Annotated in this window: 12 protein-coding genes and 1 pseudogene; 7 read left to right on the top strand and 6 right to left on the bottom strand. The window is 59.1% G+C overall.

The window, feature by feature from the left end:
* Positions 1-269 precede the first annotated feature (269 nt).
* The 7 genes from yghU to AO277_RS03025 all read left to right on the top strand — a co-directional run bounded on the left by yghU (position 270) and on the right by AO277_RS03025 (position 8153).
* Positions 270-1112: a glutathione-dependent disulfide-bond oxidoreductase gene (gene yghU / locus AO277_RS02995; protein WP_044317845.1), complete on the top strand. Its 843-nt coding sequence runs from the start codon at positions 270-272 to the stop codon at positions 1110-1112.
* Between the two features lie 200 nt (positions 1113-1312).
* Entirely contained in the window at positions 1313-2329 is a 1017-nt protein-coding gene (locus AO277_RS03000; RefSeq protein ID WP_044317814.1) for a PDDEXK nuclease domain-containing protein, read from the top strand.
* Positions 2330-2414: 85 nt separating this feature from the next.
* On the top strand, positions 2415-3581 hold the full coding sequence (gene metC / locus AO277_RS03005) for a cystathionine beta-lyase (protein WP_044317815.1): 1167 nt from the start codon (positions 2415-2417) through the stop codon (positions 3579-3581).
* Between the two features lie 102 nt (positions 3582-3683).
* Complete coding sequence (locus AO277_RS03010) at positions 3684-3929, top strand: exodeoxyribonuclease VII small subunit (protein WP_002551852.1); 246 nt, start codon at positions 3684-3686, stop codon at positions 3927-3929.
* Positions 3926-4813, top strand: coding sequence for a polyprenyl synthetase family protein (locus tag AO277_RS03015; protein WP_044317816.1), 888 nt, complete (start codon positions 3926-3928; stop codon positions 4811-4813). Before AO277_RS03010 ends, AO277_RS03015 begins: the two co-directional genes overlap by 4 nt.
* 160 nt (positions 4814-4973) lie before the next feature.
* On the top strand, positions 4974-6866 hold the full coding sequence (dxs, locus tag AO277_RS03020) for a 1-deoxy-D-xylulose-5-phosphate synthase (RefSeq protein ID WP_002551850.1): 1893 nt from the start codon (positions 4974-4976) through the stop codon (positions 6864-6866).
* Between the two features lie 72 nt (positions 6867-6938).
* A complete protein-coding gene (locus AO277_RS03025) occupies positions 6939-8153 on the top strand; it encodes an AGE family epimerase/isomerase (RefSeq protein WP_044317817.1) in 1215 nt (404 codons plus the stop codon).
* Positions 8154-8195: 42 nt separating this feature from the next.
* Here AO277_RS03025 and AO277_RS03030 read toward each other — a convergent pair whose 3' ends face one another.
* The 6 genes and pseudogenes from AO277_RS03030 to AO277_RS03060 all read right to left on the bottom strand — a co-directional run bounded on the left by AO277_RS03030 (position 8196) and on the right by AO277_RS03060 (position 14793).
* Positions 8196-8960, bottom strand: a complete 765-nt coding sequence (locus AO277_RS03030) for an SDR family oxidoreductase (RefSeq protein WP_044317818.1) — start codon at positions 8958-8960, stop codon at positions 8196-8198.
* 735 nt (positions 8961-9695) lie between these two features.
* Entirely contained in the window at positions 9696-10397 is a 702-nt protein-coding gene (locus AO277_RS03040) for an ABC transporter ATP-binding protein (protein ID WP_044317819.1), read from the bottom strand.
* Positions 10394-11268 (bottom strand): annotated as a pseudogene (locus AO277_RS03045) (ABC transporter ATP-binding protein). The gene AO277_RS03040 and the pseudogene AO277_RS03045 overlap by 4 nt, the downstream one beginning before the upstream one ends.
* Positions 11265-12578 (bottom strand): high-affinity branched-chain amino acid ABC transporter permease LivM, encoded by a 1314-nt coding sequence (livM, locus tag AO277_RS03050; RefSeq protein ID WP_044317820.1) that lies wholly within the window; start codon positions 12576-12578, stop codon positions 11265-11267. The pseudogene AO277_RS03045 and the gene livM overlap by 4 nt, the downstream one beginning before the upstream one ends.
* A gap of 2 nt (positions 12579-12580) precedes the next feature.
* Positions 12581-13495, bottom strand: a complete 915-nt coding sequence (locus AO277_RS03055) for an ABC transporter permease subunit (RefSeq protein WP_002551844.1) — start codon at positions 13493-13495, stop codon at positions 12581-12583.
* A 161-nt stretch (positions 13496-13656) separates the two neighbouring features.
* The gene (locus AO277_RS03060) at positions 13657-14793 is read right to left on the bottom strand and encodes a branched-chain amino acid ABC transporter substrate-binding protein (RefSeq protein ID WP_044317821.1); all 1137 of its coding nucleotides are present in this window, start codon (positions 14791-14793) and stop codon (positions 13657-13659) included.
* Positions 14794-14818 lie beyond the last annotated feature (25 nt).

Below are 14818 nucleotides of genomic sequence, written 5' to 3' on the forward strand. Positions count from 1 at the left end.
TCGGCGAAGGTCATTTGATTCATCATCGAAAAGCTCGGCGATTGGTGCCCGGAGATTTTGCCAAATCAGGAAGTCTTTTTCAGGATTTCCTTAGTTACTGTAGGAATATTCCACAAACTACCGGCGGCAGCTAAATGGCCCTTTCGAGGCCTCGCCACGCTCGATCAGAATCGCAAGGCACTTCCATCCGCGCACGTTGATCTATAACGTCAATGGTCATTCGCAATACGACCGGTCCAGCGATCACCCTTGAACAAGCGAGGCTACTCATGACCCAAACCCCTTACACCCCACCGAAGGTATGGCAGCAGGAAACAAAAGCAGGCGGTACGTTCGCCAGCATCAACCGGCCCGTAGCCGGTCCCACGCATGACAAGGTACTGCCCGTCGGCAAGCACCCACTGCAGCTTTATTCTATGGCCACACCCAACGGGGTGAAGGTCACGATCATGCTCGAAGAGCTGATGGCGCTGGGGCATAGCGGCGCGGAATACGATGCCTGGCTGATCCGCATTTCCGAGGGCGATCAGTTCTCCAGCGGCTTTGTCGAGATCAATCCCAACTCCAAGATCCCTGCATTGCTGGACCGAAGCCATGAAACACCTGTTCGGGTATTCGAGTCCGGTTCGATTCTGCTGTACCTGGCTGAGAAGTTTTCCAGTTTCCTGCCCGCCGACCCGGCAGGCCGTACCGAAACGCTGAACTGGCTGTTCTGGCAGATGGGCGCGGCGCCCTACCTGGGTGGCGGGTTCGGGCACTTCTACGCCTACGCGCCGGAGAAACTCGAATACCCCATCAATCGCTTCGCGATGGAGGCCAAGCGCCAACTCGATGTGCTGAACCGCCGACTGGGCGAGCACCGCTACCTGGCTGGCGATACCTACACGATTGCCGATATCGCGGTCTGGCCATGGTATGGCGCGCTGGTAAGGAACAAGGTTTATTCGGCCGCCGAGTTCCTGTCGGTGCACGAATACCCGAACCTGATTCGCTGGACGGAAGAAATCGCCGCGCGCCCTGCCGTCATCAAAGTCCAGAAGGTCAACCGCACCTGGGGCGAAGAGGCGGATCAGGTGCCGGAGCGGCATCAGGCATCCGACCTGGATAAATAAGACGCAAGTCAAGGCCTGCGCAAACAGAAACCTGTTGCTACACACTCAAAAGAGATTCTGGGTCGGACAGTCGTGATCTGAACGTAAAGTAGCGTCCTTAGCCACTGCCCAAGGACGCGCCCTATGAGCCGGACAACTGCCCATCCAGATTTTCACTTGCAACTCGACACCGGTTTTCCATGCAGTGGAGTACTTGCAGCATGAGTACTCCCAATGCACCGCATACGCCTGTAAATGATCGCTTTGATGAAGTGCTCGCAATGATTCAGGGCGCTCGACAGCAAGCTGCACAGGCGGTCAACACTCGCCTGATCGAGCTTTACTGGCAGGTAGGCGCTTACATCAGCCGCAAGATTGAAAACGCCGAATGGGGTGACGCGGTGGTCAGCCAGCTTGCCGAGCATCTGGCTGTAACCCAGCCAGGGTTGCGCGGGTTTACGCGTCGAAACCTATTTCGTATGCGCCAGTTCTTCGAGGTTTACCGCGACGATGAGAAAGTGTCAGCAGTGCTGACACAATTGCCATGGACTCATCACCTGATCATCTTCAGCCAAAGCAAGCGCCCCGAAGAGCGTGAGTTTTATCTGCGCGTGGCAATCAGGGAAAACTGGTCCAGCCGAGAGCTGGAGCGCCAGTTCAAGACAGCCTTGTTCGAGCGCAGTATCACCCAGCCAGCCAAGGCCTCGGCGATGCTCAAGGAAACCCGACCGGCAGCACTGGATGTGTTCCGTGATGCCTACATGGTGGAGTTTCTCGAGCTGCCATCGGGACACGCCGAAGCTGACCTGCACCGCGGTTTGCTGCAACGCCTGAGGGATTTTCTGATCGAGCTGGGCCGCGACTTCTGTTTTGTCGGCTCCGAGTACGCGTTGCAGGTCGGCGGCCAGGATTTTGCGCTGGATCTGCTGTTTTTCCATCGCGGCCTCAACTGCCTTGTTGCCATCGAACTCAAGGTCGGCCGCTTTGAACCCGAATACCTGGGCAAGCTGGACTTTTATCTTGAAGCGCTGGACCGGAATGTACGCAAACCCCATGAAAACCCGGCCATCGGCGTTTTACTCTGCGCCAGCAAAAACGATGAAGTGGTCGAGTACGCCCTGAACCGCTCGCTTTCACCCGCGCTGATTGCCGAGTACCAGACCCGCTTGCCGGACAGGCAGCTATTGCAGGCGAAGCTGCATGAGTTCTATGCGAGTGCTGTGCTGAGCGATCAGTGATACCTGCCAGACGCACGATGCATTACGCTTGTGCATGCCTGAGCGGCAGTCTGCCTGCTTGCCCTTTCCCTGACTGGAGCCTCCAATGCCGCACGATAAGGACCCTCGCGCCCACACCGCCCTGTCGCAACGCGGCCGTAGCGCCAGCAGCGGGCCAGGGCTGGCGGTCAACCCGCCGGTCGTGCGTCTGAGTACGGTGCTGTTCGACAGTCTGGAGAGTTTGCGCGAGGCGGAAATTCGCACCACGGGGCCTGAGCGCTCGCTGACTTACGGTGCCAACGGCAACCCGACGGCGTTTGCCTTGCAGGATCTGATTTCCGGGCTTGAGGGCGCACACGGTACTTGCCTGTACCCGACCGGGCTGGCGGCAGTGGCGCAGATGTTTCAATCGTTTCTGCGCCCAGGCGACCATGTGCTGATTACTGAATCGGTGTATGGCCCCGTTCGGCGCCTGGCGAAAACGATGCTGACGGCCTTCGACATCCAGTTCGATTTCTACGCGGCTGACGGTAGTGATGTGGAATCGCTGATCAAGACCAACACACGGATGATCTACGCTGAAGTGCCCGGCTCGCTGACGTTCGACATGTGCGACCTGCCTGCACTGTCACAGGTGTGCAAGGCCAGGGATCTACTGCTGGCTGTGGATAACTCGTGGGGCTCGGGAATTCTGTTCAAGCCGCTGGAACTGGGCGCGGACATTTCCCTGATGGCCCTGACCAAGTACGTGGCCGGGCATTCCGACGTCATGATGGGCAGCGTCAGCACCACCGAAGCGCACTGGAAAACCCTCAAGACCATGAACACCGCCGTGGGCAATACCGTCAGCCCCGACGATGCGTATCTGGTGCTGCGCGGTGCCCGCAGTCTGGCGGCACGCATGGCCATGCATGAACGCCACGCGATGCAAATTGCACAATGGCTGCAGGACCAGCCTCAGGTTGCACGCGTGCTGTATCCCGCATTGCCGGACGATCCGGGCCATACCATCTGGAAGCGCGATTTCCATGGCTGCAACGGCTTGCTCAGTTTCGAATTCCATGCCGTTGACCGGCAGGTGCTGGACCGATTTACCGGCGCGTTGAAACTGTTCGGGATTGGTTACTCCTGGGGCGGTTTTGAAAGCCTGATCACTGAAGTCGAGCAATATGGTCCTGAGCGCGGCACCGGCCCGATGCTGCGGCTGCAGGTTGGCCTGGAAAGCCCGGAAGACCTGATTGCAGACCTGCAGAACGGGTTCGCTGCGGGTTAATCCTGATAGTTGCTGCCCTTGCATTGCTCCGTCGCCGTTATTTGCCCAGAAGCCCTCGCTCTGCTAGTGTCGCGCGGTTCAACCTCTACCGGAAATGCCCCCATGGCCCGCAAGAAAGCTGCACTGGATTTCGAACAGTCACTCGCTGACCTGCAAGCGCTGGTAGAGCGGCTGGAGAATGGCGAGTTGTCTCTGGAAGACTCCCTGACCGCCTTCGAGCAAGGTGTACGCCTGACCCGCGACTGCCAAAGCGCACTTACCCAAGCCGAACAGAAGGTCCAGGTGCTGCTGGAGCGCGATGGCGAACTGAGCGAAGAGCCGTTCGACGATGCGGAACTTCCCGAATGATCGCGAGCTATCAAGCGCAAAGCCAGACTCGCGTCAACGCAGCACTCGAAAAACTGTTTCAGGCACCGAGCCCTGAGCTGAACCGGCTTTACGAAGCCGTGCGCTACAGCGTGATGAACGGCGGCAAGCGCGTGCGCCCGCTGCTGGCCTACGCGGCCTGCGAAGCGCTGGGCGGCGTAGCCGAGGATGCCAACGGTGCCGCCTGTGCGGTTGAACTGATTCACGCTTACTCGCTGGTGCACGACGATTTACCGGCGATGGACGATGACGACCTGCGTCGCGGCCAGCCGACCACGCACAAGGCTTTCGATGAGGCCTGCGCGATCCTCGCAGGTGACGGCCTGCAAAGCCTGGCGTTTACTGCACTGCTCGCGCCGCACCTGACCTCACGCGATGCTGAAACGCGTCTGCAGATGGTCAATACCCTCGCAGCCGCTGCCGGCCCGGCAGGTATGGTGGGCGGGCAGGCGATCGATCTGGGCTCTGTGGGGCTGAAGCTTGATCAGGCAGCGCTGGAATACATGCATCGGCACAAGACCGGTGCGTTGATCGAAGCCAGCGTCCGGCTTGGCGCACTGGCCAGTGGTCAAGCCGATCAGCCGCGTCTTGACGCCTTGCAGATTTATGCGCGCGCGGTCGGTCTGGCCTTTCAGGTTCAGGACGACATTCTCGATGTCGAAAGCGATACTGCGACCCTCGGCAAGCGTCAGGGTGCCGATATCGCCCGCGACAAGCCGACCTACCCTGCGTTGCTGGGCCTGGAAGCGGCCAAGCGCTATGCACTGGAACTGCGTGATCAGGCGCTGACGGCGCTGAGCCCGTTCGATGCCGCCGCAGAACCGTTGCGCGAGCTGGCACGCTATATCGTCGAACGTCGCCACTGATCACCGTCACCGAAGCCGGAAATCTGCTGAATCAACCACGGTTCGTCAGGTCTCAGTCATTAAGCGTGTCAGTCGGCGGACTATCCGCCGACTCACTTCATGGGCAGCTTGCGATGCATAAGGTAAACTGCCGCCTCTTTTACTTATAACGATTCGCCTGATGCCCACGACGTTCAAAGAGATCCCCCGCGAGCGCCCGGTCACGCCGCTGCTCGACCGAGCCGATACCCCGCACGGCCTGCGCCGTCTGGGCGAAGCCGAGCTGGAAACCCTGGCCGATGAGCTGCGCCTGGAATTGCTGTATTCCGTTGGCCAGACCGGAGGGCATTTTGGTGCCGGTCTTGGGGTCATCGAGCTGACCATCGCGCTGCATTACGTTTTCGACACCCCGGACGATCGCCTTGTGTGGGACGTGGGTCATCAAGCCTATCCGCACAAGATCCTCACCGGCCGTCGCGCGCGCATGTCCACCCTGCGCCAGAAGGATGGGGTGGCGGCCTTTCCGCGTCGTAGCGAGAGCGAGTACGACACCTTCGGCGTCGGGCATTCCAGCACCTCGATCAGCGCCGCACTCGGCATGGCGATTGCCTCGCGCCTGCAAGGCAGCGAGCGTAAATCCATTGCCGTGATCGGCGACGGTGCGCTGACTGCCGGCATGGCCTTCGAAGCGTTGAACCACGCGCCGGAAGTGGCAGCCAACATGCTGGTAATTCTCAACGACAACGACATGTCGATCTCGCGCAATGTCGGCGGTCTGTCGAATTACCTGGCCAAGATTCTTTCCAGCCGCACGTACAGCAGCATGCGCGAAGGCAGCAAAAAGGTGCTTTCGCGCCTGCCCGGCGCCTGGGAAATCGCACGTCGCACCGAAGAATATGCCAAAGGCATGCTGGTCCCGGGCACACTTTTCGAAGAGCTGGGCTGGAACTACATCGGCCCTATCGATGGCCACGACCTGCCGACTCTGATCGCCACTCTGCGCAACATGCGTGATCTGAAAGGCCCGCAGTTTCTGCACGTGGTCACCAAGAAGGGCAAAGGTTTTGCGCCAGCCGAAGTCGACCCGATCGGTTATCACGCCATTACCAAGCTTGAGCCGCTGAATGCGCCTGTCGTCCCGAAAAAAATCAGCGCTCCGAAGTATTCCGCAGTGTTTGGCCAGTGGATATGTGACATGGCCGAGGCTGACTCACGGCTGGTGGGCATCACGCCAGCCATGAAGGAAGGCTCGGACCTGGTGGCATTCAGCGAACGCTTTCCAGAGCGCTACTTCGATGTTGCCATCGCCGAACAACACGCTGTAACACTGGCGGCCGGTATGGCCTGCGAAGGCAGCAAGCCGGTCGTGGCTATCTACTCGACCTTCCTGCAACGCGGCTACGATCAACTGGTGCATGACGTCGCGGTGCAGAACCTCGACGTACTGTTTGCCATCGACCGCGCCGGGCTTGTGGGCGAAGACGGCCCGACCCACGCAGGCAGCTTCGACCTGTCCTACCTGCGCTGCATCCCCGGCATGGTGGTCATGACGCCGAGTGACGAAAACGAACTGCGCAAGCTGCTCAACACCGGTTACCTGCACACCGGCCCCGCGGCAGTGCGTTACCCACGCGGTACCGGTCCGGACGCGTTGATCGAGACAGGCCTTGACCCGGTCGAAATCGGCAAGGGCGTTGTGCGTCGTCAGGGCCAGGGCGTTGCGATTCTGGTGTTTGGCGTGCAACTGGCCGATGCGCTGGTGGTGGCCGAGAAGCTCGACGCGACGGTGATCGATATGCGCTTCGTCAAGCCACTGGACGAAGCCTTGGTGAGCGAAGCGGCCGCCAACCACGAGTTACTGGTCACACTGGAAGAAAACGCAGTGATGGGCGGTGCCGGTGCTGCGGTCAGTGAGTTTCTGGCACGCGCCAATATCCTCAAGTCGGTACTCCACCTGGGCCTGCCGGACACCTACGTCGAGCATGCCAAGCCTGCGCAGATGCTGGCTGAGTGCGGGCTGGACGCCCAGGGGATCGAAGCGGCGATCAATGCGCGGTTGGCGTTGATTGGCTGAGTGGCAGAGGTTCCTCACGCGCCGAGCGTGAGGAATCATCACCACGACCCCGCATGCAGCAATCCTGATAACATGCTGCGCACTTCGACACTGCCGCGATGCCAGCCGATGCCTCATGTGACCCGTTCCGCCCCCACGCCTGAATTGACCTCGGTGTTCGCTGCCTTGCAGCAGCATTTTCTGCAGGTCGTCGTTCCGCTCTGGCAGGGCCCTGGCTGGAACGCACAATTGGCATTGCCTTACGAAGCGCTCGACGCCAACGATCAGCCTCTAGCGCCGCAACGCTATCGAGCCATGGCCTGCGCACGTCAGCTGTTTCTGTTTTCCAGCCTTATCGATAACGTCGAAGTGCCGAACGCTCGGGCGCGGGCCGGTGAGCTGTTTCGCTCCCTGCAACAGCACTTCCACGATGGCGAGCATGGCGGCTGGTTCTATAGCATCGATCCACAGGGCAAACCTCTGGATCGCCGCAAGGACCTCTACACTCACGCCTTCATTATTTTCGCCTGCGCACATTACTGGGCGAAGGTGCAGGACCCGCTGGCAGAGTCAGTGCTCAATGCGGCGCTCAGCGTTGTAGCGGAGCGCTTTGCCGACGATGACGGGCTGTACGAAGCGCAACTCGATGAGGACTGGTCGACGCTGGGCAGCGGCCCGCTCCAGAACCCCTTGATGCATCTGGCAGAGGCCTTTCTGGCAACGCTGTCAGTGCGCGCCGAACCTGCAACCCAGTCAGCGCTGGACGCCCTGGTTATCCACATGCAGCGTCGCTTTGTCGACACCGCCACCGGCGTGATGCTGGAGAAACCCTTGGGCGCTGTGGATAACTGGTACGAGCCAGGTCATCAGTTCGAATGGTTCTTCCTGCTGCAATCGTCGCCAGAGCTGCATGGACGTGAGCTGCACGAATCCATGACCCGCGCGTTTGCCTACGCTCAGGCACAGGGTGTCGAGCCACAGAGCGGCGCGGTGACTGCAATGCTGACACTTGATGGCACGGTACGCGACGCCACCCAGCGTATCTGGGCTCAGGCGGAATACCTGCGAGCCATGGCCATGCGGCCAGAGTGCGAGGCGAACCTGGCTGCGCAAATGTCAGCCTTTTCGCAGCGCTTCCTGCATGCCAAAGGCTGGAACGAGTGCGTAGAGCCCGATGGCGCGGTCAGCCGCAGTGACATGCCGTCGACCACGCCTTACCACTTGGCAACCTGTTACATCGGGCTGGCTGACTTTGTCGAGAACCGCTTCGTGAACGCTTTCCCGCCGCCGACGCCTGTAGAAGACTGATCGATCGAACCGCACCACCTGTGCGGCCCGATCAGCAAGCAATCAACCGCGGTTACGATCAATCGCAAAACCGGCCCAGGTCTGGCTGACGGGCATCAGTTCCAGGCTGTTGATGTTGACGTGCGCTGGCGTGTTCATGATCCAGAAGATGGTGTCGGCGATGTCCTGCGGCTGAATCGGCTCGGCACCTGCGTAGGTCGCATCGTACTTGGCCTGATCACCGCCGAAACGTACCAGCGAAAACTCACTCTCGCACAGCCCGGGTTCCAGGTTGGTGACGCGTACGCCAGTGCCGATCAGATCGTTGCGCAGGTTCAGCGAGAACTGCCCGACAAACGCCTTGGTGCCACCGTAGACGTTACCACCCGGATAAGGATAGTTGCCGACTACCGAGCCCAGGTTGACGATACTTGCCCCGCGACCATGCGCAATCAGACGTGGAAGCAACAGGCGTGTGGTGTAGACCAGACCTTTGACGTTGGTGTCGATCATGGTGTCCCAGTCATCCAGATCGCACTTGGGCGCAGGGTCGATCCCCAGCGCCAGACCGGCGTTGTTGATCAGCCCGCGAATGCTGCCGAACTCTTCAGGCAAATCTGCGATAGCACTCTCCATCGCCTTGCGGTCACGCACATCCAGCACCAGCGTATGCACCTTGGTCTGCTTCGACAGCTCGGCGCTCAAGGCATCCAGACGGTCCTTGCGACGACCGGTCAGCACCAGCGACCAGCCCGCCTCGGCGAAACGGCGGGCACACGCCTCGCCAAAACCGGAAGTGGCGCCCGTGATGAATACAGTGGAAGTCATTTCATTCTCCTGACATGGCGCAAAAACAGCGCTGCCTGTTAATAAGTTTCTGGCAAGGGCAGCAGAATGCCCGTCAGCGGGACATCGATGCAACAACCGAGTGCATTTGTACAAAAAACAACCAACCCGGAGCAAGCCTTGCGCCACGGGCCTCGCAGGTACTTTTGCCCACCTTATCCACAGTCAGACCCACAATCTCTGGGGGCAAGTCAGTGGCGCTGGACATCACGTGTTTCGGGGCCTGCAGCGTATCAGGCGAAGTTTTTTCCTTGACTTTGCCCGACACTGGCAAGAGGCCGGAAAGCGTCAGAAAACGGTGGTGGCCTGTAGCCCAGACCCTATAACGTCCGGGGCAGTCTTTCCAAGGCTTGTTAACAGACTTATCCACAGGCTGCCCACCTGAAAACCTTGTATGAACGACCAGCCCCCATGCTGTTGACAAACGGCCCATCAGGCCGGTCGAAAACCACTGTGCGAAATTTAACCACTCCTCTACAGGCCTTATGCATAAAGGGCTGCAGGCAAATACTCCCAAGTTATTAACAGCCGGTTCCACAGCAAACCTGAACAAGTCAAAACGGTGACAAAACAACCATTTGCAGCGGTTTTATGTCGCACTTATCAGACGCGCCAAAATTGTTTTCCACAATTGCATACGACCGCGCCCCGGATGTTTGAGCATCCGGGGCGCGCGAAGAAAACGGCAGGGTTTTGACGAACTCAATGCCCGCCCAGCTAAGCGTTCCTTACCTCTTCATTTACCAGCAATTCCTGCCCGGTGCCGGACAGCCGGATCTCGCCATTAACCATCACGTAGGCGCGATCAGACAGCTTCAGCGCATGGTTGGCGTTCTGCTCGACCAGAAAGATTGTCATGCCAGTCGCTGCCAGTTCCCGCAGGGTCGAGAAGATCTGTTTGACGATGATCGGCGCCAGCCCAAGGCTCGGCTCATCAAGCAACAACAGCCTGGGACGACTCATCAGCGCACGGGCGATGGCGAGCATTTGCTGCTCGCCTCCGGACATGGTCATGGTGCGCTGGTTGCGGCGTTCCTTGAGCCTGGGGAACAGTTCGAACATGCGCTGCATGTCTTCGGCCGAATGCTTGTCGCCAATCGGTATGGTGCCCATCATCAGGTTCTCCTCGACCGACATGTCGGGAAACACCCGCCGCCCTTCCGGCGACTGCGCAATGCCGTTGGAGGCGATGTAATGCGAGGACTTCTGGGTGATGTCGGTGCCCTGATAGATGATCTGCCCGCTGGCGGCGCGCGGCTGGCCGAAGATCGACATCAACAGCGTCGACTTGCCTGCACCGTTGGAGCCGATCAGGCTGACTGTTTCGCCCTCGTTTATGTGCAGCGAGACCTTCTTCAAAGCCTGAATCGGCCCGTAAAACACATCGATCTCTTTCAGTTCGAGGATCGGCTTGCTCATACCAGCTCCTCTTCATCAGCGCCCAGGTACGCAGCAATCACTTTCGGATCGTTGCGGATCTGTTCCGGCCCGCCCGCGGCAATCACGTTGCCATGGTCGAGCACCACAATATCGTCGGAAATCCCCATCACCATGCCCATGTCGTGCTCGATCAGCACAATGGTCATGTCGTGTTCATCGCGCAGCAGTCGGATCATGCCGCTGAGCGCCTCGGTTTCCTGCGGGTTGAGACCGGCAGCCGGTTCATCCAGGCAGATCACCTGCGGACGCGTGCACATGGCCCGGGCGATTTCCAGACGACGTTGCTGCCCGTAGGACAGCTCTCCGGCCAGACGATTGGCGCAGTCCACCAGGTCCACGACTTCCAGCCAGTAGAACGCCGTATTGAGCGCATCCTCTTCAGCCTTGCGATAGCCTTTGGTGTTGAGATCCCGCTGATCAGGCTGCGGTTGACCCACATGTGCTGGGCAACCAGCAGGTTTTCAACGACCGACATTTCCTTGAACAGACGAATGTTCTGAAACGTACGCGCCAGCCCTGCCCTGTTGACCAGATGGGTACCGCCGAACATTTTGTAGTACACCCGGCTGAAGAAGCTTTTCGGCGAAACAAAGTCGGTCGCCTTGAACGACTCGCCCAGCAGCCTGATCACATTGGTGGTCTTGCCACGAGTATGCAGCTCGATGCGTCCGCCTGTGGCCTTGTAGAAGCCGGTCAGGCAGTTGAACACGGTGGTCTTGCCTGCGCCGTTGGGGCCGATCAGAGCGAAGATAGAGTTGCGGCGGACTTTGAGGCTGACATCGCTGAGAGCCTTGATGCCGCCGAAGTGCATCATCAGGTGCTCGACGGAAAGAATCACTTCATTACTCATCGCGCACCTCCTTCTGTCACCAGCGTACCCTTGCGCGGTTTCACGCCGGTACGGCTGATGCGGATCAGCCCGCGTGGGCGCCAGATCATCATCAACACCATCAGGATGCCGAACAGCAGCACGCGGTACTCGGAGAAGCTGCGCAACAGTTCAGGCGCAACGGTCAGCACGAACGCAGCGATAACCACCCCTACGGTCGACCCCATACCGCCCAGCACCACGATCGCCAGAATCAGTGCAGACTCGAAGAAGGTGAACGACGTCGGGTTGACGAAGCCCTGATAGCTGGCGCAAAACACCCCGGCCAGTCCCGCCGTCGAAGCACCAATGGTGAACGCCGAGAGCTTGACCAGAACATGATTGAGGCCCATCGAACGGCAGGCGATCTCGTCCTCGCGCAGGGCTTCCCAAGCGCGGCCGATCGGCATGCGAGTCAGACGATGCTTGATGAACAACACGGCCAGCACGACGAGAAACAGCACGGTGTAGATGAACAGGAATTTCAGGTCCGGGTTGTAATCGAAGCCGAAATATTCATGAATCGGAATGCCACCATCCTTGGCACGACGCCCGAACTCCAGGCCGAAAAAGGTCGGTGACGGCACCGGTACACCATTCGGGCCGCCGGTGAACGACAGCCAGTTGTTCAGCACCAGACGGATGATTTCCCCGAACCCCAACGTCACGATGGCCAGATAATCGCCATGCATGCGTAACACCGGAAAGCCCAGAATACATCCGGCCAGCGCTGCCGCAATTGCCGCCAGCGGCAGCGCCGACCAGAAGCCCAGGCCAAGGTACTGATAGCCAAGCGCCAGACCATAGGCTCCGATGGCATAGAACGCCACGTAGCCCAGATCGAGCAGGCCGGCCAGGCCGACCACGATATTCAGGCCAAGCCCCAGCAATACGTAGATCAGCCCGAGGATAACCACGGTCAGAATGTACTTGTTGGCGAAGATCGGAAACACGATGGCAATCACGATCAGTAGCGGAATGATCCAGTACAGGCGGGACTTGTGATCAGGCTTGAGCACATGCACCCCGGAGTCGGAGCTTTCGAAGCTCTGGGAAACACGTATGCCTTTGGGTGTTTGCAGAAACAGGCTGATCAGAAAACGACCGACCATGACCACGGCCACCAGCCAGGCCACGCGAGTGGGTTGCAGGTTGAAGCTGTAGCCATCGAGCACTATCCCGACGATGGGACCGAACACGATCAGCGCCAGCAGCCCCGCGACCACGGCATCTATCAGGCTTTTCTTGATTTCAACAGGTTTGACGACAGGAGCAGCAACAGGAGCGGACATACTTATACCTTCGCCACGAGTGGGCGACCCAGCAGGCCTTGAGGACGGAAAATCAGGATCAGCACCAACAGCCCGAAACTGAACACGTCTTTGTAATCGGAGTTGATCAGGCCGGAGAACTGCGACTCGGCAACCCCCAGGATCAAGCCGCCCAACATGGCACCCGGCAGCGAGCCGATCCCGCCCAGCACTGCGGCAGTGAACGCCTTGATGCCGATGATGAAGCCAGCATAGAAGTCGAACGTGCCGTAATTCATGGTGATCAGCACACCGGCCAGCGCCGCCATGGCAGCACCGATGATGAACACGTAGGAGATGACCCGATCAGTGTTGATGCCCAGAATCGACGCCATCTTGCGGTCCTGCTGCGTGGCGCGGCACATGCGGCCCAGCTTTGTGTATTTGATGATGTAGGTCAGCACGCCCATGCCGACAAAAGCGGCGATGAGAATGAAGATCTTGGTGTAGGTAATTTGCACAAAGCCGCTGCCAATCTCGAAGCGCCACGCACCTTCAAGCAACGTGGGCACGCCCTGCTGGCGAGCGCCCTGACTGATCTGCGCGTAGTTTTGCAGGATCAGGGAAATACCGATGGCGCTGATCAGCGGTGCCAGCCGGGTCGAGTTGCGCAGCGGCTTGTAGGCCACGCGCTCGATGACAAACCCGTATACCCCCGTCACCACGATGGTGAAGACCAGTGTGCCGAGAATCAGGAATGGAAAGGATTCCAGTCCGAAGAAAGACAGAACCGCCAGACCGATAGCGGCCAGGTAGGCGGAAATCATATAAACGTCGCCGTGGGCGAAGTTGATCATGCCGATGATGCCGTAGACCATCGTATAGCCGATGGCGATGAGGCCATAGACAGACCCGAGGGTGAGTCCGTTGACCATTTGTTGCAGGAAGATCCCATCCATCACGCACGCTCACACTGAAAGGCAGCTCAGCACCCCGCCGATCACACCCTCGTGAGGTGCGACCGACAGGTCCGAAAACAATAAAAGAGATGCAGGCTCGCTCATGGGCGAGCCCATCACCGGGTCAACGTCTGCCGGGCAGAACTGACACGAGGTCTATCTCACTTCTGTTTTTCGAGTTGCTTGTATTTGCCGGCGGCGTCCCACTGGTAAACAACGTAGTCGGAAACTTTCAGGTCGCCCTTGGCATCCCAGGCTTTTTCACCCATGACGGTCTTGACCGGGTGCGCTTTAAGCCACTCTGCGGCTTTGTCGCCCTTGTTGGATTTGGCACCATTGAAACCGGCAGCCAGGGCCTGTATCGAAGCGTACGCGTAGAGGGTATAGCCTTCAGGCTCGTAACCGGACTTGCGGAATTCGTCCACGACTGCCTTGCTGTCCGGCAGTACGCGCGGGTCGGCACCGAAGGTCATGTACACGCCGTCTACGTATTGCGCACCACCGGCAGTGGTGACCAGTTCGTCAGTCACGATGCCGTCATCGGACATGAACTTGACGTCCTTGAGGCCCTGCTCGCGCATCTGGCGAACCAGTGGACCGGCCTCCGGATGCAGGCCACCGAAATACACAACGTCGGCACCGGTCGAACGGATTTTCGTTACCAGCGCACTGAAATCCTTTTCGCCTCGGGTCAGCCCCTCCTCAAGTACCGGCTTCACGCCACGCGCTACCAGTTGTTTGGCAGTGGCATCAGCAAGCCCTTTGCCGTACGTGTCCTTGTCATTGATGACCGCGACTTTCTTGCCCTTGAGCACATCAACGATGTAATCACCGGCGACCACACCTTGCTGATCGTCACGGCCACACATGCGGAACATTTCCTTCAGGCCACGCTCGGTCACCGTCGGGTTGGTCGAACCCGGCGTGATGGCAATTACTCCCGCATCGCTGTAAACCTCTGAAGCAGGAATGGTCGATGACGAGCAGAAGTGGCCGACCACCCCGATCACCTTGTCGTTATCGACCAGACGGTTGGCCACCGCCACGGCCTGTTTCGGCTCACAGGCGTCATCGCCTGCGACCAGCACGATTTTTTCCCCGTTCACACCGCCCGCAGCGTTGATCGCGTCGGCCGCAGCCTGCGCACCTTTCATGTACTGCTGCCCAAATGATGCGTTCGCGCCGGTCATCGGACCCGCAACGCCGATTTTCACGTCCGCCTGTGCAAACGAAGACACGCCCAATGCAGTTGCCACTGCGATTGCCAGAAAACCTTTCCTGTAAAACGTATGCGACATGAGTGGTGCTCCTGAGGATATTTTT

The organism is Pseudomonas amygdali (assembly GCF_002699855.1).
GTDB lineage: Bacteria > Pseudomonadota > Gammaproteobacteria > Pseudomonadales > Pseudomonadaceae > Aquipseudomonas > Aquipseudomonas amygdali.